Here is a 22,947-nt window from a genome sequence, read left to right as displayed (position 1 = left end):
AAATAGCGAGTAAGGATAGAGCTTTTAACCTGTTTTTCAATTTTGCAAAATATAAAGCATACGTTACTATACTTGCCCTTTTATCTTGGCCACTTGCCTGAACACGCAAAACCGGATAGAAAGGAAACAATACACTGTAATCTCTATACCCTGTCGATCTGTTCGACCTACCGCTTAACCGACCCGATAAAAACAGTATGGCTATTCCTCAACACACGATTGATCAGATTCTGGATCGGACCGACATTGTCGATCTGATTGGTCAGCGCGTGAAACTGAAAAAAACCGGGCGGACCTATTCGGGCTGTTGTCCATTTCATCAGGAAAAAACCCCGTCTTTCCACGTTTATCGCGACAAACAGTATTATCACTGCTTTGGCTGTCAGGCCAACGGCAATGCAATTCGCTTTTTAATGGATATCGACAGCCGTAACTTTGTCGATGTCATGAAAGATCTGGCCAGTCAGACCGGTATCGAGCTGCCAAAAGACAATCAGGACAGCAAAAAACTGGTCTATAAACGCGAGGCCAAAAAACCGGCGCCACCGGCCAAAACTGCACCCGCGCCAGCAACACCCACACCGACCGAAACTGATCAAGTCCCTGCTGCACATTTTGATCCTTTTGAGCAGTTCCAGCCAGCAGATGATCCCTTTGCCGGTTTTGAACAATATCCGGATTTTGATCAGGAGCCGATACAGGAAGGCAACCTGTTTGATCTGCTGGAAAATGTGGCGCAGTTTTATGAACAGCAGTTACCGCACAGCCAGTCGGCACAGCAATATTTTCGCCAGCGCGGTTTAAGCGCACAGACCATCCAGTTCTGGCGTTTGGGCTATGCACCGGAAGACTGGCAGCATCTGGAAAAAGCCTTTCCACAAGATATTGAAGGTTTAAAACTGCTGGGGCTAATTCGTACCAGCGATTCCGGCCGTGATTTTGACCTGCTACGTGACCGGGTGATTTTCCCGATCCGCGATCACAAAGGGCGTGTGGTCGGTTTTGGTGGCCGTGCGCTCAATGATGAAATCAAGCCGAAATATATCAACTCGCCCGATTCGGAAGTCTTCCATAAAAACCAGCTGCTGTATGGCCTATACGAAGGCCGCAAGCAGAAAGCCCAGGACTGGCTGATGGTGGAAGGCTATATGGATGTGATTGCGCTGCAGCAATATGGCATTTATGGCGCCGTGGCAACGCTGGGGACTGCCAGTAATACCGAACACCTGAATATTCTGTTTAAGCAGAACTCACGCATTACCATTGCCTTTGATGGTGATGCCGCAGGTCAGAAAGCAGCACGACGTACGCTGGAAATTGCCCTGCCCCTGCTGAATGATGGCCGTGAACTGAAGTTTTTTGTGCTGCCGGATGATCATGACCCAGACTCGCTGATCCGCCGTGAAGGTATTGAAAATTTCCGCCGCCTGCTCGATCAGGCGCCACTGCTGTCTGATTTTGTGTTTGCGCATTTAAGTCAAAACCATGATATCAGCAAGCCCGAAGGCAAAAGTCAGGTGATGGGCGAGTTAAAACAGCTGACTGAACTGTTACCGAAAACTGGCTCTTACCGTTATCTGCTGCAACAGTTTTTCCGCGAAAAACTCGGCTTTAACCGCAAATGGCAGCCACATACCAATAATGATGCCTCACTCAGCTTTAGCACCAAGGTTGATGCCGAAGAATATGTGGTGGCGATTCTGATCAACCATCCGTATTTATATATTCATTTTGAACCGTTACGCGCACTGATTCCGGCCGATCAGTTACTGGCCAAAATCCTGCAAATCTTTAACGGAATTTTTGATGAATTACCGGATGATCCAGAACTGGCCAAATACTATGTGCTAGGCGCCTGTGCGGCTTATCACTACGAATTACAGCGCATTTTACAGCAGGCCAATGTCGGCGATTACACCACTTCGCCGGAGAAAGCCGATAAGCTGGCCGAAGATTTTTCCATTAAACTACAATACCATTTCTTGCAGCAGAAAATCCGCTCGAAGAAATTTAGCAGTATTGAAGAAATGCGTAATCTGAAACATCAGATTTATCAGATTGATAAAAAACGTTCCCTGACCTTATTGGAAGAATAAGCGGCATTAAAACAATACTGAACCATCACAATGGTTTAGCGTTTAGATTTACGCCGTTTGGCACTGACCTGCTGCAGTTCGCTTTTCAGCATTTCAAAGTATTCCGGATCTTCGGCTTTGGCCGCCTGACGCAGCACAATCGAGGTGGGATGCAGCAATTTCTGGGTCAAACGGTAAGAAAATTCCTGTAACACCTGTGCCGCATTTTCACCTTTGGCAATTCGCGCCATCGCCAGTTGCAGTTCTTCCTGACGTAACGTTTCACCCTGCTCACGATAAGCCTGAATGGTACTGCCGGCACTTTTGACCTTTTGCTGGGTTACCAGTTCGGTCGCCAGCTGATTCACCATCACCTCGGCTTCTACCGCGGCCTGACGACGCTGTGCCAGATTCTCATCAATCACGCTTTGCAGGTCATCGACACCGTATAAATACACACCATCTAGTGATTCGACTTTCGGGTCGATATCACGCGGAACAGCCAGATCGACCAGCAACATCTGCTGGTAACGACGCTTTTTCAGCGCGGCTTTGACTTCTTTATAGCCAATCACCTGATGCAGGCTGCCGGTACAGCTGGAGATCACATCGGCGCGATGCAAATGTTCTGCCAGCTGTTCAAATTCAATAATTTCAACTTCTACCCGATGGGCAATTTCCTGGGCCAGATTTTCAGCACGGGCACGGGTGCGGTTGCAGATCATGACCTTGGCCACGCCCATTTCCGCCAGATGCTTGGCCACCAGACTGTTCATTTCACCTGCCGCCACCACCAGCACGGTCAGCTTGTCCGGATGGCTAAACACCTGTAGCGCCAACTGTGCTACTGCATAGCCCATGGACACCGCATGACTGCCGACTGCTGTTTCAGAACGCACCCGTTTGGCCGCATAAAAGGCGTATTCAAAAATATGGTTTAAATCTTGCGAAACCGTGTGGGCATCTTTGGCCAAAGATAAGGCCGATTTGACCTGCCCCAGAATTTGCGGTTCACCGAGCATTAGGGAATCGAGGCCGCTGGCAACGCGCATTAAGTGGGTGACAGCCTGCGCATTTTCATAGCGATAAACGTGATTTTGTAGTTGTTTGACATCCAGACCATTTACCTGGGCGAGCCAGCCCAGCACCGTGTCTGCATGGTCAGACATGGCGTACACTTCAGTTCGGTTACATGTAGAAACCACCACCATGTCATTTAACAGGTGGCTCTGGCTTTGTTCGGCAAGTAATTGAGTTAACTTTTCAGGGTTAAAAGCAATTTGCTCACGCAATTCTACAGAGGCGGTTTGATGGTTGACACCCAATGCAAAGAAAGACATATCAGATCATCATTTCGCTAAATTTATGCTATTGTGCAATAACGGTGTCATAAAAAGCATTACTTGGATCAAGAAAAATTGCGTCAAACAACCAGCCGGCTTAGCGGCGCGACAATTAAGCAATATTCTACCACAATCTTACTCGTGGGTAGCATGGCTTCTAGTGCTCATATTAGAGCATCTGGAGATTTTTTCCATGCACCTACAAATCTGAATGCCATAAAACAAAGCATGGTGGCGGAATTTGCCCTCGCCTCAAATGACGTGGCCACCGCCTTACATAACTATACTGTACTGGCAATTAAAAGTAATTCAACCAGTATTAAACAGCGCGCACTGAATATTGCACTGGAACACAATGACTTAAATGCAGCTTTGGACATTGCCACCCACTGGGTGATTCAGGAACCGGAAGATGTTCCAGCCCTGTTTTATCTGGCGCATATTGCCCTGAAAGCGCATGAATATGACCTGGCCGCTGAAACCCTGGACAAGATTCTGGCCATTGATGCCACTGCCGATTTAGAACAGATTCTGGCCGGTATTGCCCCGGAGTCGCCAGAAGATCGTGAGTTTCTGATTCAGGCACTACGCACCAGCAAAGAAAAAGATAATCCCTCAATTCTGATTCTGATTGCCGGTTTAAAAGCCCAGAATGGCCAGTTAGAAGAAGCGCTGGAAACGGTCAACCGGGTGCTACGCAAACGTCCGAAAGTGACCGGTTATATCCTGCTCAAAGCCAGCCTGCTAAGTGCGCTGCAAGACTCGAAAGCTGCCCAGGAATGGTATGCCAAATCCAGCCGCAAACATAAAAACAATCTGGAAGTACGTCTGGCTGAAGCCAAATATCTGTTAAAAACCAATCAGCCGGAATTGGCCCTGACCAAACTGGAAGCGATGCTGGAAAAATGGCCAAAGGAAGATGAAGCCCTGTTTCTGGCTGGTCTGACCAGTATTGACTTGAAGCAGTATGAAAAGGCCGAGAAATATCTGGTCGAGTTGCGTTATTCCAACCAGTATCAAAATGAAGCCTATTACTATCTGGCGGTCAATGCCGAGCGTAAACAGCATTTTGAAACCGCCAAAGCCTATTACCGTCTGGTCGATGGCAGCCTGTATACCGTTTCGCGGCGCAGCATGATCAATATTTATAGCCAGCAAAGCCGCCAGCATGAAGCCTTACGCTTTTTAACCCAGGAACGGGTCAATTATCCGCAGCATGCCAGTTTTTTATATCAGGCTCAGGCGGAAATTCTAAAGCGCATGAACAACAAGACTGCCGCCTTAAGACTGCTGGATGAAGCCATCCGCAATTTACCCGATGATCCGGAACTGCTGTATTCAGAAGTGTTGCTGCTAGACCCTTATCAGGACAAAGACAAACTGGATCGTTTACTGAAAAAGCTGTTACAGGTCGAGCCGAACAGTCCGACTTATTTAAATGCCTATGCCTATACCCTGGCGCTGCAAAACCGCCGGCTGGATGAAGCACGCCAGTATGTGGAACAGGCACTGGAATTCGCCCCGGAACAGGCCTCAATTCTGGATACTTTAGGCCTGATCAGCTATCTGCAAAATGATTTTGACACCTCTGCTCAGGTGCTGGAAAAGGCTTTTGCCTTAAGTGCAACAGTCAAAATTGGGGTCCGTTATGCCAAGGCGCTGTATATGCAGGGCAATTTGACAAAATTTAGTCAAGTTTTACAACAACTCCAACAAAAATATCCAAATGATCTGCAATTAGAACAGCTTCATTCGTTATTGTTACCGCAACACAGCCCTCAGAGTTAATACGCATGCAACTTATTTCCAAACTCAGTCTTAGTCTTGTCACGGTCAGCACCCTGGTGCTGGGTGGTTGTCAGCAGTTCACCCAACCGCAAACACCCGCAAGCCCAATGGTTGAGGCAGAAAATCAGTTTCATCTGCAAGGAAAAATCGGGGTACGCACACCACAGCAGTCAGGCAGCGCCTTTTTTAACTGGCTGCAACAGCAGGAACAGTTTGATATTGAACTAAGCGGCATTTTAGGCGTCGGTAAAACACAGATTTCCGGCCAGCCGGGACAAGTCACACTGAATAGCGCCAAAACCGGCACTATTCAGGCAGCAACAGCCGAAGAACTGCTGCAGCGGGCCACCGGCTGGCAAGCGCCAATCAGTCATATCATTGACTGGGTGCAGGCACGTCCGGCCACTACACAGGCCAAAGTCGCTTACGATAGCCAGCGTCGTCCAACCCAGTTTCTAGAAGATGGCTGGACCGTTGATTTAAGCTATAACGAACAGGCGCGTTTGCCAAACCGTTTAATTTTAAAGCAAACATTTGAATCCGGTCAGGAGAACCGTATTACAATGGTGATCCAAAACCGTTAATTTTGTGCTGTCATGATTCGTGTTCCCTCACCTGCCAAACTGAACCTGTTTTTGCATATTACTGGCCGCCGTGAAAATGGCTATCATGAACTGCAAAGCATTTTCCAGCTGATCGATCTCTACGACTGGCTTGAATTTGAGCCATTGGATACAGCCGAGATTCAGATCGACGGTTTAAATTCAGTCGATCTGGAACAGAACCTGATTTATCGGGCGGCGCAGATCTTAAAACCTTTTGCCCAAGCGCCGACCGGTTTAAAAATCCGGCTGGACAAACAGATTCCTATGGGTGCCGGACTTGGTGGTGGCTCATCCAATGCCGCCACCACCCTCATTGTGCTGAACCAACTGTGGCAATGTGGACTCAATTCTGAGCAGCTGGCCGATTTAGGGGTGCAACTGGGCGCCGATGTGCCGATTTTTGTCCATGGCCGCAATGCCTGGGCAGAAGGTATTGGTGAACACTTAACATTCATAGACTTAGAACAAAAACAGTACATAGTGCTAAAACCTGACTGTTTTATCAGCACTCAACTGCTTTTTTCACAAAAAACGTTGACAAGAGATACGAAGCCATCTAAATTTTGCGCCTATCAGTTGAAGCCATCTGATTTCGGAAACAACTTTGAGCCACTGGCCAGAGCCTTATATCCTGAAGTCGATGAAGCCATGCAATATCTGGATCAGTTCGGAGTTGCCAAGCTTACAGGTACAGGTGCCTGTGTTTTTATTGAAGTGACTTCAGAAATGAAGATTGATGAGATTCTGGCTCAGGCACCATGTAAAGCTTACCTGGTCCACAGTTTAGCCGAATCACCATTAATTCATTTCAAAGTTGAATAGGGGTATCGCCAAGTGGTAAGGCAGCGGGTTTTGATCCCGCCATCCGTTGGTTCGAATCCAGCTACCCCTGCCATTTTTCACCTGTAGATGTACTGTATTAGTAGGGGTATCGCCAAGTGGTAAGGCAGCGGGTTTTGATCCCGCCATCCGTTGGTTCGAATCCAGCTACCCCTGCCATCTTACAGTCATCAAATTTAGGGGTATCGCCAAGTGGTAAGGCAGCGGGTTTTGATCCCGCCATTCGTTGGTTCGAATCCAGCTACCCCTGCCATTTTCTCGAAAAAGACAGAGCATTGGTTTGCTGTTCTGCTGTTAATTTACCTTGACATCGACCAGCAAAAATATTAAAGTTCTGCCGCATTAGGGGTATCGCCAAGTGGTAAGGCAGCGGGTTTTGATCCCGCCATTCGTTGGTTCGAATCCAGCTACCCCTGCCATCTATTTCCATACATTCCAACCGCCAAGGGTGCTTCATGCCCAATCTTGTCGTTTTTAGTGGAACTGCGCATCCACAATTCGCCCAAAAAGTCGTAAGCCATCTTCACATTCCTTTAGGTGCTGCCTCAGTCGGTCAATTTTCTGACGGTGAAATTGCTGTAGAAATTACCGAGAATGTACGTGGTAAAGACGTTTTCATCGTTCAGCCTACTTGTGCCCCAACCAATGATAACCTGATGGAAATCCTGGTGATGGCAGATGCATTGCGTCGTGCAAGTGCTGGCCGTATCACTGCCGTGATTCCTTATTTCGGTTATGCCCGTCAAGATCGTCGTCCTCGTTCAAGCCGTGTGCCAATTACTGCAAAAGTGGTTGCAGATATGTTGACCACTGTCGGTATTGACCGCGTGGTGATGATTGACCTGCACGCTGACCAGATTCAAGGTTTCTTCGATATTCCTGTAGACAACATTTACGGTACGCCAGCGCTGCTTGCTGACTTACGCCAGCAGTCACACGACAACCTGATGGTGGTTTCACCTGACGTGGGTGGTGTCGTACGTGCCCGTGCTGTTGCCAAGCAAATGGGGGATATCGACCTTGCGATCATTGATAAACGTCGTCAAAAAGCCAATGAATCACAAGTGATGCATTTGATTGGTGATGTGAAAGATCGTGACTGCGTCATCGTGGATGACATGGTCGATACCGCAGGTACCCTGTGTAAAGCAGCAGATGCACTCAAAACTTTTGGTGCGCGTAAAGTGGTTGCTTATGCTACTCACCCGGTGCTGTCTGGTAAAGCGATTGAGAACTTAAAGAATTCTGTGATTGATGAACTGGTTGTTACTGACACCATTCCATTATCAGAAGAAGCTCAAAACCTTGGCAAGATTCGTCAGGTTTCAGTCGCAAGCATGGTTGCTGAAACAATTCGTCGTATTAACAACGAAGAATCTATTAGCGCAATGTTCGATTCTTATCTATAATAGTGCGCTAAATTTTCAAAAGCCCTGCTTTATGCAGGGCTTTCTATCACCAGATCGGTCGCAGGTCTGGTTTATTTAACCTGAAATAGGATGTCTATCATGGCAAACTTCGTATTAAACGCTCAAGCGCGTGAAGCAGCTAACCAAGGGAAAGGTGCGAGCCGCCGCCTTCGTCACGCTGCTCAAGTTCCAGCTATCATTTATGGTGGCGACGCTGAGCCAGTAGCAGTAACTTTAGAACTTCGTGAGCTTGTAAAAGCTTTAGAAAGCAATGCTTTCTTTGAAGAAGTTGTAGAAATCAAAGTAGGCGACAAAGTTGAAAACGTGAAAATCCAAGCGTTACAACGTCACCCTGCTAAAAACACACCAATGCACGCTGACTTCAAACGCGCATAAGTGTTAATGGTGTAAATTAGTGTCAAATATTTCACTGATTGTTGGTTTGGGCAACCCAGGTGCTGAGTATGCCCAAACCCGCCATAATGCAGGCTTCTGGTTTGTTGAACGCCTTGCAGATCAATATGGCATCTCTTTAAAAGCTGATCCGAAATTCAAAGGCATCAGCGGTCGCGGTAATATTGAAGGTCAGGACGTTCGTCTGCTATTACCAACAACCTTTATGAACCGTTCCGGTCAAAGTGTTGTGCCCTTCGCCAAATTCTATCAAATCGCACCTGAAGCCATGCTGATTGCCCATGATGAACTGGATATGAATCCGGGGATTATTCGCCTGAAAACTGGCGGCGGTCATGGTGGTCATAATGGTTTACGTGACATCGTTCCACACACCGGTCCAAATTTCCACCGTTTACGCATTGGTATTGGTCATCCGGGGTCTAAAGAACGTGTTTCCGGTCATGTGCTCAGCAAAGCCCCAAGCCAGGAACAAGGCTTGATGGACGATGCCCTCAGTCACGCGCTGTCTCGCATGAAATTACTGGTCAATGGCGAGATTCAGCAAGCCATGAACCAGATTAATGCCTATAAACCCAACGAATAACCTAATAATTGTTGAACAATCCTGCTTGCCATCTGGCAAAATTGGGCGCAAAATGCGCTCGTCGGCTGATTCGGTCGCAGTGATTGATTCAACCATAAGATAAAGATCTTAGGTCCACTAAGGAGACGCTAGCCATGCTATCTCGTTTATTAAAATGCAAAATTCACCGTGCTTTCGTGACACATGCGGAACTTCATTATGAAGGTTCATGTGCAATTGATGGCAAACTTATGGATTTAGCTGGCATTCGCGAATACGAAGAAATTCACGTCTGGAACGTGACCAACGGCAAACGCTTTACCACTTATGCGATTCGTGGTGAAGACAATTCAGGCATCATTTCAGTCAATGGTGGCGCAGCACATCAGGCAGATGTCGGCGATATCATCATTATTGCGACTTTCGGTGATTTCACTGAAGTAGAAGCCAATACGCATAAACCACGCCTGGTATATGCCAACCCGGACAACACCGTGAGCCACACCGCCAACTGTATTCCGGTACAAGTCGCTTAAGACCTAAGATCATCCTACGAAAAAGCCCGCACATTGCGGGCTTTTTTATGGCAGAAATATAAGTCATGGGTTACTTAAAACAGATACTGCCCTGCTGTGCTGATTAGTCCATACAGCGCAATCAGAATTAAAAGAGCACCACACAGCGCCAGTACCGGCCGATAACCGCGTGACAGCGTTAAACGGTAAAAACCCAAATACAACAAAGACAAAGTCAGAAAATCCAGTACAATCCAGCTGGCGGTCAGCAGGATTAAGCTGTTATTAAAATGATCGGTGACCTGAATAAATTGCGGGAAAAAGGCACTAAAAAACAGAATATCTTTCGGATTGGAAATCCCGACCAGAAAACCCTGCCGAAATCCGCCTACAGCGCTGGCCGTCTCCTGTTTCGGTCCGGCCGCTGCCCGGCTTTCCTTGAGAATGTCCACCCCCAAATAGGCAATATAGACACAGCCTAGCAGCTTAATTAAATCCAGCCAGAAGGCCTGAATATTGAAGATGCCTTTTAAAATCAGCACCGAGCAGGCAATTAACAGCAAAGAAGCTAAATTAGTCCCGACAATGGTCTGAAACGCCCGCCGGTAACCACCTTTGAGTCCGGCACCAATCACCAGCATCATCACCGGGCCTGGGGTGGCAATCATGATCACCACCGCCAGACAGTACAACAGATATTCAGCCATATTGATCATCTGTGGTACTCCTGCGCTACTCTTGCTTAAACCTTAGGATGAAAAACTAGTCATCCTCTTCCAGACTGACTTTTAATAAATGCTGGCTAATGCCATCGGCACGTAAAAATGCCAGGTCATAACTCGCAGTCGCCAGTGCCAGTACCCGACGCTCAAATTCCTGCCACAGTGGTTTAACCTGCGCGGCCTGAATACCAAGACCACTGTCATCGGCCAGATGCTTGTTTTTTTCACATAATTTGAGCGCATGATATAACTTGCGGCCTGCGCTGGCATCAGGACGTAAACGCACCCGCTTCGACAGCACAAAATGCTCTACCTGCGGCAAACGGGAAAATGGCAACATTGGTACCAGAATCTGGTCCAACTGGGCATCCAGACGCTGCCAGACAGCCGTTTGCTGTTCGGAGGTATAGCCATTCCAGCGTATCACTTCATGATTAAAACGACGACAACCACGACACACTGAATCACCAAATACCGTAGAGCAGCGGCCTGCACACGGGGTCAATGAGGCGATTCGACGATCCGTACTCAAAATATACTCCAGAAAAGCGCAGTAATGCCGGCCTGAATGCGGCCGTATTACTTTTGGTAAAATCATAGGCGAGGATAGGCATCATAGCCGACTCTATCGCAGATTTAAAACCATATTTCTGTTCTGGATTTCTCGCTATCTGGGCACTTTCACGCTAAAATATGCCCCTCAAATTTTTTATATCACATTGGAGTACTCCATGAACGCTACTGTAGAACAGCTTGCACCTGTAGAACAGCAAGCGACCTCTGGTTGGGTTGTTGCCGCACTTTATCAATTCAAAGAAGTTCAAGATCCTGCGGATCTACAACAACGTCTTTTAGACTTGGTAAATAGCATCAACCTGTGCGGTACTCTCATTGTGGCGGGTGAAGGGATTAATGGTACGGTGGCGGGCGACCGCGAAGCCATTGATCAGGTACATCAGTTTCTTTTGAACGAAGGCTTTAGCGCGATGGAATATAAAGAGTCGCACAGCGCCGACAAGCCTTTCCGTAAAATGAAAATCAAGCTGAAAAAAGAAATTGTGACTTTGGGTGTAGAGGTCAAACCACGTGATCTGGTCGGCCATTATCTGGACCCGAAAGAATGGAACGAACTGATTGCACGTGATGACGTAATTTTAATTGATACCCGCAATGACTATGAATACAAGGCCGGGACTTTTAAAGGCGCGATTGATCCACAAACTGAAACCTTCCGTGAATTTCCAGACTATGTGAAAAAAGAACTGGAACAGCACAAAGACAAGAAAATTGCCATGTTCTGTACCGGTGGGATTCGCTGTGAAAAATCCACTTCGTTATTGCTACAAGAAGGCTTCCAGGAAGTTTATCATCTGAAAGGCGGTATTTTGAAATACCTCGAAGAAACCCCGGCAGAAGAAAGCCTGTGGGAAGGTGAATGTTTCGTATTTGATGGTCGTACTGCGGTTACGCATGGTGTGGAAGAAGGTCAAAATACCAAGTGTCATGCCTGTGGTTGGCCTTTACTGCCAGAAGAAGTGGCAGAACCAAGCTATGAACACGGCGTATCTTGTAAATACTGTATTGATAAAACCACAGAAAAACAGAAAGCCGGCTTCCGTATGCGTCAATCTCAGATTGCAGCGGCAAAACGCAAACGTCTGTAATAATGTAAACCAGTACAAATAATTTTACAAAAAGCCCTATTTATAGGGCTTTTTTTACGTCTATTCACATACCAGAATCAATTCAATACCAAAGCACCCTCTGGTACTAACAGAAGCCAGTCATGCTTAGGCTAAACTCCAAATCACAACAAAAACAATGCAGTTTTATTTTGACGTACAGATTCTCACCCATGGACAAGGATTGACTTATGCAAAGAACGATAACAACACGCTATAAACACCAATTCCGTACTGCCTTACTGCAACGAGCGCATCAGCAGCAAGATCTGCAATTGCACCACCTGAAACAGCAGCTTGAACAGCGTTCACACTTGTTTATTGTGGGGTTTGGCACCGTGCTCGGCGCGATTCTGGCAATGTTTATTGCCTATCACCTTTCCAATATCTGGAGTGGTTACCTGATTGTCGCTGTCTTGCCGCTGCTGGTGGCGTATGGGCTTCGAAAAGTCTATGTGCACACCCTGTCGCATACCGCTGAGGAAGATTTTTAGTTACGTTTCAGCTCTTTACTGAAAAACCAATCCTCTTTAGCATGAAGGTCTAATTTTTAGGCCTTCTTGACTTTATGAACCTGACCGAATGGATTATTTCCATTATGGAACAGCTAGGCTACTTCGGTATTGCCCTGCTTATGTTTCTGGACAACGTATTCCCCCCTATTCCTTCCGAAATTATTATGCCTTCTGCTGGTTATTCGGCCTCACAAGGTGAATTACTGTTTGTTGGTGTCGTGATTGCCGGCTGTTTCGGTTCGCTACTGGCAGCGGCCTTGCTGTACTGGATCGGCTATAAATTCGAACATGATGCAATTTTCCGCTTTGTCGACCGCTACGGCAAATACCTGTTCCTAAAATCGGCCGATGTCAAAAAATCACTGGACTGGTTCGAGCAGTATGGACATCGCATTGTCTTTGCCGGACGCATGATTCCGGCGGTACGCTCTTTAATTAGTATTCCCGCCGGCATGAGCCGGATGCCCTTCTGGAAATTCATGTTCTACAGCAGCCTCGGCACCATCATCTGGACCACTTTTCTGGCTGCGGTCGGGTTTTATTTTGGCGAAAATCAGGCGCTGATGCAGAAAATTTTTAGCCAGGTCGGCTATGTCATTATTGCGATTGTGATTGCGATTATCGGCTGGATTCTATACCGTAGGTATATGCGTAAACGCGCTTCGTGATGTGCATTGGCCGAGCTACAGGCCAAACTTGGGGATTCAATGAAACACTATTTGCTGCATTTGACTGCGGTCTACAGCATTGCGCTGGTCCTGCTGACCATGGTTCTAGTTTATGGTTTAAATCTTGGGGTATTAACCCTTTTTCCAACACTGGTGGTGGTCGCGCTGATCAATGCCAAACATTTTGTAAAACGTGAAAAACGCCTGCCGACCTCAGATGAAAGAATTCAGCTGATTTGGGGCAGCAGTGCCGTGGCCATCATTATTGGCAGCCTGTTTATCTTTTTTATGGTGCTGATGAACCCCTATGCAGAGCAGATTATTCAATCGGCTGAGAAAATGGGACTGGCCCTCATGGCAGTGTTGATGCTATGTATGGTCGCCATCCATGGTGCGGTATTTTATGCCGCCTATGTCTGGTATGCCGCTTATTGCGCCAAACAGTAGTTAGCAATTTCAAACACTAATCAAATATGCTTTAGAAATTCTGTTGTGCAGATGGGTGACTTCCGGACAGCGCATCTGCATAGAAAATTTAACCGTATGTAAGTAAGCCCTGCTTTTCGTCACCAGAAACCGACATAAGTTATTTATCTTAACGTGAAAGGTGCAATTCTCCTGCCCGCGCCGGGTGCTGTCTGATCTAAGTTAAACCTCAAGAGATCCGCTTGATCTTAATTTTTTGATTCATTTTACTTAGATCATCATCAGACCCAAGAGGATGCAGACATGACGAATCCAGAAATAGAAACCCAGCGCCAGCAGGAACAAAAACGCGAACAGGTCAAACAGCTGCCAAAACAGCAGCAGCAACAGCTGAATGCCAACCCGAAAACCGGTGAAACCGGCACCCATCCGGTAGGCACCGGTGTCGGTGCGGTCGGCGGTGCAGCTACAGGTGCCGCAGTCGGGGCCACCACCGGCCCGATTGGCGCAGTGGTCGGAGGTACCATTGGTGCCGTGGTGGGCGGCCTGGTTGGTAAAACCGCTGCAGAAGCCGAAAACCCGACCGAAGGTGATGAAGATATTTACTGGCGTGAACACAGCCAGAGCCAGCCTTACTATACCAGCCTGCAAAACACACATCCGGACTTAAGCTATGAGCGCGATTATCAGGCCGCCTATCGGGTCGGTTATGCCCAGCGCTCACGCTATGAACCGGGTACACGCTTTGAAGATGTAGAACCCGATTTACGCAGCGAATGGGAGTCCACCAAGGGCGATACCCGTTTGGCCTGGGAAGATGCCAAACATGCGGTGCGTGATGCCTGGAACCGTATGACCCGCTAATGTAATCCGGCTATAAAAAAACACCTCCGAGGAGGTGTTTTTTTATTTATTCGGTTTGCATCAGTTTGGAGTATGATACATCAAATACAGTTCATTAAGGTTGTCCGGAATTTCTTCCGCCAGCTCATCCATTAACTGACCATTACGACGGAAGCTTTCCATTTGCGGGTCTTCTTCATCAATGCCGCTAAACACCATGATTGGTAAAGTCAGATCTACCAGCTGTTCTTCAAATTCTGGCGTGAACCAGGCTTCTTCATTCAGGAACATGGCATCCACAAAGCCCACACTCCAGTCGCCCAAGCTTGATTCTACATCTGCTTCTTCAATTTCGAATGGAAATTCAATGCCTTCTTCATTGGCCAGGTTTTGACGAATGGATTCGAGCCAGGTTTTCACCTGCGCTACGATTTCTGCCGGCACTTTTTTCTGGTTGCCTTCAAACAGTTCATCCAGCCATTGGTCAAATTGCGGGCCGACTGCAATGGCACACAAAAAACCATGAGTGGCAGCAAAATCTAGACCGTATTCGTTCTGGTCACCATCTAGATATTCACTCAACAGGTCTAAATCTAAAGCACTCATCTTAAATCCAAAAATCGTCTATACAAGGTATAGCATAGCATTTTCCGAAGACTTTACTGAACCCAAATTTCAGTCATCTTCGTCGTCAAAATCATCTTCGTCGAAGTCATAATCAAAATCCTTGAGATCACGCTCCAGTCGACGCTGTGCCAGCAGATCATCAATCAGGCGACGTTTTTCTAACGATTCTTTCGCACTGATTTTACCTGCCGCTTCATCGAAGCTGACATCATCATCACCGTAGTTATCATCTAGTTCAAAATCTGTTGAAGACACTAAAACTACCTCAGAATGAAAAAATGTGAATGGGTTTAGCCGCTATTTATCTGCCTTTGAAAAAGTTGTCAAGTTTTATTTATATTTTTTGTTTTTCCCGACTATTTTTGGCTTGTATTTCGCGCTAAAATTTGTGTATTTATGAAGACCTTATCTGAATAAGTATAGTTTAAAGCATATGACAAGAATATTTCGCGGACAAAACGGATGCCAGACTTGAAAACCGGGCAAGATGCCCCATATTCCTATTCAGTTTTGCTTTCAAACATTTTTATAAAATCATGCTTGATTGATCAAATCAGAAACTTTTACAGCAAATTGTGCTATCATGCACGGTTTTTCACTGCCACAGATTCAACGAAGAGTAAGCAAAGATGAGCGATATGACTTCCCCTACTTCGCAAGTAGCGGCTCTGATTAGCCGAGGCAAAGAGCAAGGTTACCTAACTTATGCCGAGGTTAACGATCATCTCCCAGACTCAATCACGGAAAGCGAACAGATTGAAGACATCATCCAGATGCTTCAGGACGTGGGCATTCCTGTGCATGAACGTGCACCTGAATCTGATGATGCGATGTTCGAAGACACCACAGAAGCTGCAGATGAAGTCGCTGAAGAAGAAGCAGCGGCAGTACTGGCTTCTGTAGAAAATGAGCCTGGCCGTACCACGGACCCTGTGCGTATGTATATGCGTGAAATGGGGACCGTTGAGCTGTTAACGCGAGAAGGCGAAATTAGTATCGCGAAACGTATTGAAGAAGGCATCCGTGATGTGCTGCATTCAATTGCGTACTGGCCAAATGCCGTTGAAGTGGTTCTACAAGAATACAAAGATTATGAAAATGGCGAACGCCGCCTGGCCGATCTGCTTTCAGGTTACTTAGATCCGGAAACCGATGAAGAAATTCCGGAAGTGCTGGAAGATGAAGCCGTGCTCGACGATGAAGAAGAATCGAGCAGCAAGAGCACCAAAACCAAAGATGTCAAACTTGATGACGACGATGAAGAAGAAGAGTCAGAATCGGATGATGATTCTGAAGCGGATTCTGGTCCGGACCCTGAAATTGCCAAAGTACGTTTTGCCGAGCTGACTGAAGCCTGGAAAAACACCAAAGACGTCATTGCAAAGCATGGCCGTAACAGCAAAGAAGCGGAAGCTGCGTTACAGGCTCTGGCCAGCGTGTTCATGATGTTCAAATTTGCGCCGCGCCTGTTTGATATTATTTCAGAAATGATTCGTGGCACGCATGACCAGATTCGTGCAGCAGAACGTGAAGTGATGCGTTATGCAGTACGTCGTGGCCGTATGGACCGTACCCAGTTCCGTACGACTTTCCCGGGTCAGGAATCTAATCCGGCATGGTTAGACGAACAGATTGCCAAAGCTCCTGCAGAGATGAAAGGCTACCTGGAAAAAGTGCGTCCTGACGTACTGGCCTTCCAGCAAAAAATTGCTGACATCGAAAAAGAGCTGGGTCTGAATGTTAAAGATATTAAAGACATTGCCAAACGTATGGCGGTGGGTGAAGCCAAAGCACGTCGTGCCAAGAAAGAAATGGTCGAAGCCAACTTGCGTCTGGTGATCTCGATTGCCAAGAAATACACCAACCGCGGCTTGCAGTTCCTGGATCTGATTCAGGAAGGTAACATCGGCCTGATGAAAGCGGTAGACAAGTTTGAATACCGTCGTGGTTACAAGTTCTCGACTTATGCGACTTGGTGGATTCGTCAGGCGATCACCCGTTCGATTGCCGATCAGGCACGTACCATCCGTATTCCGGTACACATGATTGAAACCATTAACAAGATTAACCGTGTTTCTCGTCAGTTGTTGCAGGAAATGGGCCGCGAACCGACACCGGAAGAACTCGGTGAACGTCTGGAAATGGACGAAGTGAAGGTACGTAAAGTCCTGAAAATTGCCAAAGAACCGATTTCCATGGAAACGCCAATTGGTGATGATGAAGATTCGCATTTGGGTGACTTTATTGAAGACAGCAACATCACCTCTCCAGTCGATGCAGCGACTTCAGAAGGCTTAAAAGAAGCAACACGCGAAGTGCTGGAAAACCTGACTGAACGTGAAGCCAAAGTCCTGAAAATGCGTTTTGGTATTGATATGCCAACCGATCATACTCTGGAAGAAGTCGGTAAGCAGTTTGATGTGACCCGTGAACGGATCCGTCAGATTGAAGCCAAAGCCTTACGTAAATTACGTCACCCTTCCCGCTCTGAACACCTGCGTTCATTCCTGGAAAACGACTAAGTCAGCAGCGGCTTGAATTGGGATCAATCCATCCCCATTTAAGTAGCAATGCCAAAACGCCTGCGCCTTGCAGGCGTTTTTCAATCTTTTGAGGTAATTATGATTGACCGCACTCCCTCTCGTGAATTACAAGAGCATCTTTGGGTTTTTCCGATGGATTACCCGATTAAACTGATTGGTCTGGCCGGTGCAGAGCTGCGTCAAGCGGTGAACGATATTTTCGTGAAACACTTCCCGGACTTTGATGGCGACAAAATGACCGTGACCCCGTCGCGTACCGGTAAATACCACTCGATTACCGCACAGCTGCGTTTCGAGGAGCTGGAACAGGTGCATGCGGTCTATGCCGATTTAGCTGCCTGCCCGCTGATTAAAACCGCGCTTTAAGTTTCAAAAAAAACACGCTTCATGCGTGTTTTTTTATGGCGTGCCGTGCAAGCGCAGTAATTTAAAGCAGGCACACTCCTATTCCTATTCTGAATCATTATAATTCACATCAGCAGATTTCATTTTTAAGGACGCAGCCTGTGACCGATGCGCTTCAAAAACCGACCCTCATTATTCGCCAGTATTCGCAATTAACACCGTATCAAGACCGCTTTTTAGAGATGAAGCAGTTGACTGAACAGCGTGATGCCAATACCCCCGATGAGCTCTGGATTTTGCAGCATCATGAGGTGCTGACCCAAGGTCAGGCCGGCAAGGCAGAACATATTCTGATTCCCAGCCATATTCCGGTGGTACAAACCGACCGTGGTGGACAGGTGACCTGGCATGGTCCGGGCCAGCTGGTGGCGTATTTCCTGTTTGACCTGAACCGTTTGGGCTGGAATGTCCGCACGCTGGTATCGTATGCCGAAAACCTGATGATTGCGCTGCTCAAAAAATATGGTATTGAAGCTTATGCCAAAGCAGATGCGCCGGGTGTCTATGTCGCGGAGCGTAAAATTGGCTCATTGGGCTTTAAAATCCGCAAAGGCCGTAGTTACCATGGACTAGCGCTGAATATTGACTGTGATTTGAGTGGTTTTCAAACCATTAACCCCTGTGGGTATGCCGGTCTGGAAATGGTGCGCATTCAGGATTTAGTCCCAGACTATCCATCGTTTGAAACTTTATGCCGAGATATCATTGAAACTTTAGAGCACAGTGGTTACTTTAGTGAGGTTCAAACCATTCAAGCCTAAATGACTTTACTTTTGAATAAGAAATAAATTAGAGTATTTACTCTAAACCCAATAATAGATGTTAACAAAGGGACTCAGCGAGTGATTTCAAGCAAAACCGTGAAGCCCGCTTTGCAACAGGCCTATGTCAAACTCATGATGGATGTGATTGGCAGAGGTCTGGTGATGGCAAGCCAGGTCGATCAAGAAATAAAACAGGAAGTTGCAAAGTTTCCCGCAAATTTTATCCTGTCCATGAAAGTGTTTCCCAATGGACCTGCGTTCATTGCCCGGGTGACTGAAGATCATCAGCTCGAACTGCTGCCTGAACTGGATGGCAAACCCGATCTGGTCATTACCTTCAAGCATCTGACCCATGCCTTTTTGGTGTTCTCGTTTCAGGAAAGTACGGCACAGGCCTTTGCCCATGACCGCATGATTGCCGATGGTGACCTGTCTTATGCCATTCGTCTGGTGCGTTGCCTGAACAAAATGGAAGCCCTGATTTTGCCTAAACTGCTGGCAGAGCTGGCCGTCAAACAATACCCATCCGAACTTAACTTAAAAGAAAAACTCAGCGGAGCTGCCCATATTTACCTGAAAGTGGCTCAGTCCTATTTCCAACGGAGTGCATAACATGGCGAAGCCTTATTACGAATTTTTTTGTCCAGTCAAAGTCATTGCCGGCAATGCCGCACTGGAACACATTCCGTTTGAATTGGTGACTTTAGGTGCGAAACGCCCGCTGATCATTACCGACAAAGGCGTCCGTGGTAACAACCTGCTGGCCCCGGTTGAAGCGGCTTTTGAATCGACCGATGCTGAAATTGGCTATATTTTTGATGATGTGCCACAGGATTCAAGTCTGGACACGGTACGTAAAGCGGCGCAGCTGTATCGTGACCACAACTGTGATGCCATTATTGCTGTCGGCGGCGGTTCGGTGATTGACACCTCTAAAGCTACCAATATTCTGGTGACGGAAGGCGGCGATGACCTGCTGAAATATTCCGGTGCGCACAATCTGCCAAAACCATTAAAGCCCTTCTTCGTGATTCCGACCACTTCAGGCACCGGTTCAGAAGTCACCATGGTCGCGGTGGTGTCAGATACTGAAAAGAATGTCAAAATGCCATTCGCCTCTTATTACCTGATGCCGCATGCCGCGATTCTGGACCCGCGCATGACCCAGACCCTGCCACCGCATTTAACGGCAATGACAGCTATGGATGCCATGACCCATGCGGTTGAAGCTTATAGCTGCATGGCCTCGAATCCGATTTCGGATGCCTATGCCACCGCCGCGATCAAGAAAATCAGCAATAACCTGTTTAAAGTGCTGGACAATCCAAGCGATGCCTATGGCCGTCTGGAACTGGCACAGGCCTCGACCATGGCTGGTATTGCCTTCTCCAATTCGATGGTGGGTCTGGTACATTCCCTCGGGCATGCCTTAGGTGCAGTGGCTCATCTGCCGCATGGACTGTGCATGAACCTGTTCTTACCCTATGTGCTGGAATACAACAAAGATGTCAATGGCGACAAAATTGCCGAACTGCTGCTGCCATTGGCCGGCCCGGATATTTATGCCCAGACTCCGGCGCATCTGCGTGCCGATAAAGCCATTGCTACCCTGCTGACCATGCGCGACCGTCTGTATGCCATGACCAAATTGCCACGCACCTTGAGTGAAACCGGCAAGGTTACAGAAGCACAGCTGGATGAAGTGGCCGAAAAAGCCCTAAACGATGGCTCGATCATTTACAACCCGAAAGAAGCCAGTCTGGAAGATTTGAAATCTATCTTAAAAAAGGCTTGGTAATTTCCAGCAAATAGGCGAATATAGCCAAAATTTCTAGAAGCCTGATGTTTTTTTAAGCATCAGGCTTTTACTATACCCAAGAAAAAGTTCTTATTTATTCAGATGATTGGCATATTTTCTGCTAAAAATTTCTGAAAAAGTTACTGACAAAAGCAACCATTTTGGAGTAGATTGGCGGACTTTTGTTTTATTGATAGGGGGGATCGTTCGTCTCAAACGATCCTTAGGAACATGACTGATCCTTGATCAACGATTAAGAGGATAACGCCGTTGACAAATATCTCTGGGACTCAATCGGCAGCTAAACTGCAAAAAACGCTAGGGCTCTGGCACATCATTATTATTGGTTTAGCATATATTCAGCCAATGACCTTATTTGACACTTTCGGTTTAGTATCGGAAGAAAGTCATTTTCATGTACCCACCTCGTATATTTTTGCCTTGGTTGCAATCTTGCTGACCTCGTTAAGCTATGGTCACATGATTCGCCGCTACCCATCTTCGGGTTCTGCCTATACTTATGCGCAGAAATCCATTCACCCCAATGTCGGCTTTATGGTGGGCTGGTCGTCCTGGCTCGACTACCTGCTGTCGCCAATGGTGAATATTATTCTGGCCGTGATTTATCTGGAAGCGCTGTTCCCGGATGTCAATCATTGGGTCTGGGTCATTGTGCTGACCGCGTTTATGACCGGAATCAACCTGCGCGGTGCGCGTTTTGTCGCCAACTTCAACAGTCTGATTGTATTTATCCAGCTCCTGGTCATCGCGATCTTTACCTGGATGGTATTTACCAAACTGCAGGCCGGTTTTAATGCCGATGGCCCGATTAGTGCCGAACAGCGTTATCAGCTCTGGAGCCTGGAACCATTCTGGAATGAGCTGACCTCAGTCGGTGCGCTGATTACCGGTGCTACCTTACTGTGCTTCTCCTTCACCGGTTTTGACTCGTTAAGCTCGCTGGCAGAAGAAACCAAAGATACCGAAAAGACCCTACCAAAAGCGATTTTCCTGACTGCGTTAATTGCCGGGATCATCTTTATTGTCAGCACCTACTTCATGCAGATTTACTTCCCGAATGAACCGGGCAGCTACTTCAAAAATATTGCTGAAACTCAGCCAGAAATTCTGATGCTGGTGGGTGGTTCACTGTTCCAGTCCTATGTACTGACCTTTGCAATTGTAACGGTGATGGCTTCGGGTATTTCTGCACATGCTGGTGTATCCCGCTTAATGTACGTGATGGGCCGTGATGGCGTGATTAACAAGAAAATCTTTGGTCATATCAGCCCTCGTAACTTCACACCGTCTTATAACATTCTGATTGTGGGTGCGGTGGCCTTAACTGCGGGCTTTATGGATCTGGATTTCGTGATTTCCCTGATCAGCTTTGGTGCCCTGACTGCATTCAGTTTCGTTAACCTGTCAGTCATTTCACGCTATGCGCTGCGTGATGGACGTACCCGCAACGTTAAAGATATTCTGAACTTTGTGGTGGTGCCGCTTTGTGGTTTTATCGCGGTGTTTGCACTGTGGCTTGAGGTTGATGAAACATCATTGAAATATGGTTTATGGTGGGCAATGGCCGGTATTTTATACCTGGGTTATAAAACCAAAGGCTTTAAACACCCTGCGCCACAACACAATGAATTTGACGATAAACTCTAAGTTTAAGTCATTTAAAAAGGTGCTTCGGCACCTTTTTTTGTTTCTACGTTTCAGGTCAGGTTTTGACGGCTTGATCCTGCTCACTGAAAAATAATTCATCATAAAAAAACCAAGATCAGTGATCTTGGTTTTTTTATTCATCTTGATGGTCTGCCCTAGCTTAAAGGCTGAAAACCCTGCTGACGCCAGGCTTCATAGACAATGACCGCTGTGGCATTCGACAGGTTTAAACTGCGAGAATTTTCTGCCATCGGCAAGCGAATCCAGTGCTCTTGTGGGAACATCAAACGCACATGCTCAGGCAAACCGCGGGTTTCTGGTCCCATCAACAAGGCCACAGGACGGTTTAAATCCGAAGTATGCGGGGTTTCTGTCCCCTTGGTGGTTAATGGATACACCGCATCCACGCCTATGCCTTTGCTGGCCAAATTGGCCAGACAGTCTTCAATTGAATCCCACAGTTGCATCCGTGCCCATTCGTGGTAATCCAGACCGGCACGTTTCAGCTTTTTATCATCCAGCTCAAAACCCAGGGGCTTGACCAGATGTAACTGAGCACCGGTATTGGCACAAAGCCGGATAATATTACCGGTATTGGCAGGAATTTCAGGCTCATATAACACAACGTGGATCACTTTTTACTCACTATCTGGTTGATTTAAGCAATTAAACTTTCTTGATGGGACAAGGATGCTGTCAGGGTTAAAGCGCTACGCAGTATTGCCCTTTTGC

The 22,947-nt window shown here is 47.0% G+C and carries 25 protein-coding genes and 4 tRNA genes; 23 read left to right on the top strand and 6 right to left on the bottom strand.

The features are described from left to right. Window positions 1-197 precede the first annotated feature (197 nt). Window positions 198-2,096 (top strand): DNA primase, encoded by a 1,899-nt coding sequence (locus ACPEPR_RS12740; RefSeq protein ID WP_104488032.1) that lies wholly within the window; start codon window positions 198-200, stop codon window positions 2,094-2,096. A 35-nt stretch (window positions 2,097-2,131) separates the two neighbouring features. On the opposite strand, the gene hemA is transcribed toward ACPEPR_RS12740, so the two are convergent. Next, window positions 2,132-3,415 carry a glutamyl-tRNA reductase gene (hemA, locus tag ACPEPR_RS12735; protein ID WP_168395971.1) on the bottom strand — a complete coding sequence of 428 codons (1,284 nt, stop codon included), beginning with the start codon at window positions 3,413-3,415 and terminating at the stop codon, window positions 2,132-2,134. Window positions 3,416-3,493: 78 nt separating this feature from the next. Between hemA and ACPEPR_RS12730 the strand changes: the two genes are divergently transcribed. The 11 genes from ACPEPR_RS12730 (at window position 3,494) to panD (ending at window position 9,575) form a co-directional block, all read left to right on the top strand. After that, window positions 3,494-5,206: a tetratricopeptide repeat protein gene (locus tag ACPEPR_RS12730; RefSeq protein WP_168414501.1), complete on the top strand. Its 1,713-nt coding sequence runs from the start codon at window positions 3,494-3,496 to the stop codon at window positions 5,204-5,206. 5 nt (window positions 5,207-5,211) lie between these two features. Beyond that, on the top strand, window positions 5,212-5,790 hold the full coding sequence (lolB, locus tag ACPEPR_RS12725; protein WP_016659907.1) for a lipoprotein insertase outer membrane protein LolB: 579 nt from the start codon (window positions 5,212-5,214) through the stop codon (window positions 5,788-5,790). Window positions 5,791-5,802: 12 nt separating this feature from the next. Next, window positions 5,803-6,633: a 4-(cytidine 5'-diphospho)-2-C-methyl-D-erythritol kinase gene (ispE, locus tag ACPEPR_RS12720; RefSeq protein ID WP_005176175.1), complete on the top strand. Its 831-nt coding sequence runs from the start codon at window positions 5,803-5,805 to the stop codon at window positions 6,631-6,633. Then, window positions 6,632-6,706: transfer RNA gene (locus ACPEPR_RS12715), tRNA-Gln, on the top strand. Before ispE ends, ACPEPR_RS12715 begins: the two co-directional genes overlap by 2 nt. Before the next feature lie 29 nt (window positions 6,707-6,735). Beyond that, window positions 6,736-6,810, top strand: a tRNA-Gln gene (locus ACPEPR_RS12710). A gap of 19 nt (window positions 6,811-6,829) precedes the next feature. Next, window positions 6,830-6,904: transfer RNA gene (locus ACPEPR_RS12705), tRNA-Gln, on the top strand. A gap of 91 nt (window positions 6,905-6,995) precedes the next feature. After that, a tRNA-Gln gene (locus ACPEPR_RS12700) sits at window positions 6,996-7,070 on the top strand. 36 nt (window positions 7,071-7,106) lie between these two features. After that, window positions 7,107-8,060, top strand: a complete 954-nt coding sequence (locus tag ACPEPR_RS12695; RefSeq protein WP_005176171.1) for a ribose-phosphate pyrophosphokinase — start codon at window positions 7,107-7,109, stop codon at window positions 8,058-8,060. Window positions 8,061-8,159: 99 nt separating this feature from the next. Next, window positions 8,160-8,456: a 50S ribosomal protein L25 gene (gene rplY, locus ACPEPR_RS12690; protein ID WP_005176167.1), complete on the top strand. Its 297-nt coding sequence runs from the start codon at window positions 8,160-8,162 to the stop codon at window positions 8,454-8,456. A 19-nt stretch (window positions 8,457-8,475) separates the two neighbouring features. Next, a complete protein-coding gene (gene pth / locus ACPEPR_RS12685) occupies window positions 8,476-9,060 on the top strand; it encodes an aminoacyl-tRNA hydrolase (RefSeq protein ID WP_016659905.1) in 585 nt (194 codons plus the stop codon). A gap of 134 nt (window positions 9,061-9,194) precedes the next feature. Then, the gene (gene panD / locus ACPEPR_RS12680) at window positions 9,195-9,575 is read left to right on the top strand and encodes an aspartate 1-decarboxylase (protein ID WP_423562513.1); all 381 of its coding nucleotides are present in this window, start codon (window positions 9,195-9,197) and stop codon (window positions 9,573-9,575) included. A 74-nt stretch (window positions 9,576-9,649) separates the two neighbouring features. Here panD and ACPEPR_RS12675 read toward each other — a convergent pair whose 3' ends face one another. Both ACPEPR_RS12675 and ACPEPR_RS12670 read right to left on the bottom strand, forming a co-directional pair. Beyond that, window positions 9,650-10,267, bottom strand: coding sequence for a LysE family translocator (locus ACPEPR_RS12675; RefSeq protein WP_171521967.1), 618 nt, complete (start codon window positions 10,265-10,267; stop codon window positions 9,650-9,652). Window positions 10,268-10,316: 49 nt separating this feature from the next. Continuing rightward, window positions 10,317-10,808: a DUF1289 domain-containing protein gene (locus ACPEPR_RS12670; protein WP_160241541.1), complete on the bottom strand. Its 492-nt coding sequence runs from the start codon at window positions 10,806-10,808 to the stop codon at window positions 10,317-10,319. Window positions 10,809-11,007: 199 nt separating this feature from the next. Between ACPEPR_RS12670 and ACPEPR_RS12665 the strand changes: the two genes are divergently transcribed. The 5 genes from ACPEPR_RS12665 to ACPEPR_RS12645 all read left to right on the top strand — a co-directional run bounded on the left by ACPEPR_RS12665 (window position 11,008) and on the right by ACPEPR_RS12645 (window position 14,431). Then, on the top strand, window positions 11,008-11,940 hold the full coding sequence (locus ACPEPR_RS12665; RefSeq protein ID WP_005176153.1) for a rhodanese-related sulfurtransferase: 933 nt from the start codon (window positions 11,008-11,010) through the stop codon (window positions 11,938-11,940). Window positions 11,941-12,149: 209 nt separating this feature from the next. Next, window positions 12,150-12,452 (top strand): hypothetical protein, encoded by a 303-nt coding sequence (locus ACPEPR_RS12660; RefSeq protein WP_005176151.1) that lies wholly within the window; start codon window positions 12,150-12,152, stop codon window positions 12,450-12,452. 74 nt (window positions 12,453-12,526) lie between these two features. Next, the gene (locus tag ACPEPR_RS12655; RefSeq protein WP_160243472.1) at window positions 12,527-13,141 is read left to right on the top strand and encodes a DedA family protein; all 615 of its coding nucleotides are present in this window, start codon (window positions 12,527-12,529) and stop codon (window positions 13,139-13,141) included. A gap of 39 nt (window positions 13,142-13,180) precedes the next feature. Beyond that, window positions 13,181-13,588, top strand: a complete 408-nt coding sequence (locus tag ACPEPR_RS12650) for an ABZJ_00895 family protein (RefSeq protein ID WP_423562512.1) — start codon at window positions 13,181-13,183, stop codon at window positions 13,586-13,588. 282 nt (window positions 13,589-13,870) lie between these two features. Further along, on the top strand, window positions 13,871-14,431 hold the full coding sequence (locus tag ACPEPR_RS12645; RefSeq protein ID WP_016659900.1) for a glycine zipper domain-containing protein: 561 nt from the start codon (window positions 13,871-13,873) through the stop codon (window positions 14,429-14,431). Window positions 14,432-14,491: 60 nt separating this feature from the next. Here ACPEPR_RS12645 and ACPEPR_RS12640 read toward each other — a convergent pair whose 3' ends face one another. Together ACPEPR_RS12640 and ACPEPR_RS12635 are read right to left on the bottom strand one after the other, a co-directional pair. After that, window positions 14,492-15,016: a YecA family protein gene (locus ACPEPR_RS12640; protein WP_005176137.1), complete on the bottom strand. Its 525-nt coding sequence runs from the start codon at window positions 15,014-15,016 to the stop codon at window positions 14,492-14,494. A gap of 69 nt (window positions 15,017-15,085) precedes the next feature. Next, on the bottom strand, window positions 15,086-15,292 hold the full coding sequence (locus ACPEPR_RS12635) for a PA3496 family putative envelope integrity protein (RefSeq protein WP_005176134.1): 207 nt from the start codon (window positions 15,290-15,292) through the stop codon (window positions 15,086-15,088). Window positions 15,293-15,666: 374 nt separating this feature from the next. Between ACPEPR_RS12635 and rpoD the strand changes: the two genes are divergently transcribed. The 6 genes from rpoD to ACPEPR_RS12605 all read left to right on the top strand — a co-directional run bounded on the left by rpoD (window position 15,667) and on the right by ACPEPR_RS12605 (window position 22,215). Further along, the gene (gene rpoD / locus ACPEPR_RS12630) at window positions 15,667-17,559 is read left to right on the top strand and encodes an RNA polymerase sigma factor RpoD (RefSeq protein WP_127799634.1); all 1,893 of its coding nucleotides are present in this window, start codon (window positions 15,667-15,669) and stop codon (window positions 17,557-17,559) included. A gap of 99 nt (window positions 17,560-17,658) precedes the next feature. Further along, window positions 17,659-17,946 (top strand): YbeD family protein, encoded by a 288-nt coding sequence (locus ACPEPR_RS12625; protein WP_005176130.1) that lies wholly within the window; start codon window positions 17,659-17,661, stop codon window positions 17,944-17,946. A 140-nt stretch (window positions 17,947-18,086) separates the two neighbouring features. Continuing rightward, on the top strand, window positions 18,087-18,746 hold the full coding sequence (gene lipB / locus ACPEPR_RS12620; RefSeq protein ID WP_005176127.1) for a lipoyl(octanoyl) transferase LipB: 660 nt from the start codon (window positions 18,087-18,089) through the stop codon (window positions 18,744-18,746). Window positions 18,747-18,827: 81 nt separating this feature from the next. Continuing rightward, on the top strand, window positions 18,828-19,361 hold the full coding sequence (locus tag ACPEPR_RS12615; protein WP_160241544.1) for a hypothetical protein: 534 nt from the start codon (window positions 18,828-18,830) through the stop codon (window positions 19,359-19,361). A 1-nt stretch (window position 19,362) separates the two neighbouring features. Further along, on the top strand, window positions 19,363-20,547 hold the full coding sequence (locus tag ACPEPR_RS12610; protein ID WP_005176121.1) for an iron-containing alcohol dehydrogenase: 1,185 nt from the start codon (window positions 19,363-19,365) through the stop codon (window positions 20,545-20,547). A gap of 270 nt (window positions 20,548-20,817) precedes the next feature. Next, window positions 20,818-22,215: an APC family permease gene (locus ACPEPR_RS12605; RefSeq protein ID WP_005176119.1), complete on the top strand. Its 1,398-nt coding sequence runs from the start codon at window positions 20,818-20,820 to the stop codon at window positions 22,213-22,215. A 155-nt stretch (window positions 22,216-22,370) separates the two neighbouring features. On the opposite strand, the gene ACPEPR_RS12600 is transcribed toward ACPEPR_RS12605, so the two are convergent. Then, on the bottom strand, window positions 22,371-22,850 hold the full coding sequence (locus tag ACPEPR_RS12600) for a tRNA (cytidine(34)-2'-O)-methyltransferase (RefSeq protein ID WP_005176117.1): 480 nt from the start codon (window positions 22,848-22,850) through the stop codon (window positions 22,371-22,373). Window positions 22,851-22,947 lie beyond the last annotated feature (97 nt).

This window comes from Acinetobacter sp. AND/436, assembly GCF_049546925.1.
GTDB lineage: Bacteria > Pseudomonadota > Gammaproteobacteria > Pseudomonadales > Moraxellaceae > Acinetobacter > Acinetobacter indicus.
The sequence above is the reverse complement of the archived record's forward strand: the minus strand, read 5'-3'. Positions and strand labels throughout refer to the sequence as shown.

Excerpts from the sequence above, each read along its gene's own strand:
- lolB (WP_016659907.1), top strand. The coding sequence starts at position 5,212 with ATGCAACTTATTTCCAAACTCAGTCTTAGTCTTGTCACGGTCAGCACC.
- ACPEPR_RS12665 (WP_005176153.1), top strand. The coding sequence starts at position 11,008 with ATGAACGCTACTGTAGAACAGCTTGCACCTGTAGAACAGCAAGCGACC.
- ACPEPR_RS12695 (WP_005176171.1), top strand. The coding sequence starts at position 7,107 with ATGCCCAATCTTGTCGTTTTTAGTGGAACTGCGCATCCACAATTCGCC.
- ACPEPR_RS12625 (WP_005176130.1), top strand. The coding sequence starts at position 17,659 with ATGATTGACCGCACTCCCTCTCGTGAATTACAAGAGCATCTTTGGGTT.
- ACPEPR_RS12740 (WP_104488032.1), top strand. The coding sequence starts at position 198 with ATGGCTATTCCTCAACACACGATTGATCAGATTCTGGATCGGACCGAC.
- ACPEPR_RS12655 (WP_160243472.1), top strand. The coding sequence starts at position 12,527 with ATGAACCTGACCGAATGGATTATTTCCATTATGGAACAGCTAGGCTAC.
- ACPEPR_RS12645 (WP_016659900.1), top strand. The coding sequence starts at position 13,871 with ATGACGAATCCAGAAATAGAAACCCAGCGCCAGCAGGAACAAAAACGC.
- ACPEPR_RS12640 (WP_005176137.1), bottom strand. The coding sequence starts at position 15,016 with ATGAGTGCTTTAGATTTAGACCTGTTGAGTGAATATCTAGATGGTGAC.
- ACPEPR_RS12650 (WP_423562512.1), top strand. The coding sequence starts at position 13,181 with ATGAAACACTATTTGCTGCATTTGACTGCGGTCTACAGCATTGCGCTG.
- hemA (WP_168395971.1), bottom strand. The coding sequence starts at position 3,415 with ATGTCTTTCTTTGCATTGGGTGTCAACCATCAAACCGCCTCTGTAGAA.
- ACPEPR_RS12660 (WP_005176151.1), top strand. The coding sequence starts at position 12,150 with ATGCAAAGAACGATAACAACACGCTATAAACACCAATTCCGTACTGCC.
- rplY (WP_005176167.1), top strand. The coding sequence starts at position 8,160 with ATGGCAAACTTCGTATTAAACGCTCAAGCGCGTGAAGCAGCTAACCAA.
- rpoD (WP_127799634.1), top strand. The coding sequence starts at position 15,667 with ATGAGCGATATGACTTCCCCTACTTCGCAAGTAGCGGCTCTGATTAGC.
- ACPEPR_RS12610 (WP_005176121.1), top strand. The coding sequence starts at position 19,363 with ATGGCGAAGCCTTATTACGAATTTTTTTGTCCAGTCAAAGTCATTGCC.
- panD (WP_423562513.1), top strand. The coding sequence starts at position 9,195 with ATGCTATCTCGTTTATTAAAATGCAAAATTCACCGTGCTTTCGTGACA.
- ispE (WP_005176175.1), top strand. The coding sequence starts at position 5,803 with ATGATTCGTGTTCCCTCACCTGCCAAACTGAACCTGTTTTTGCATATT.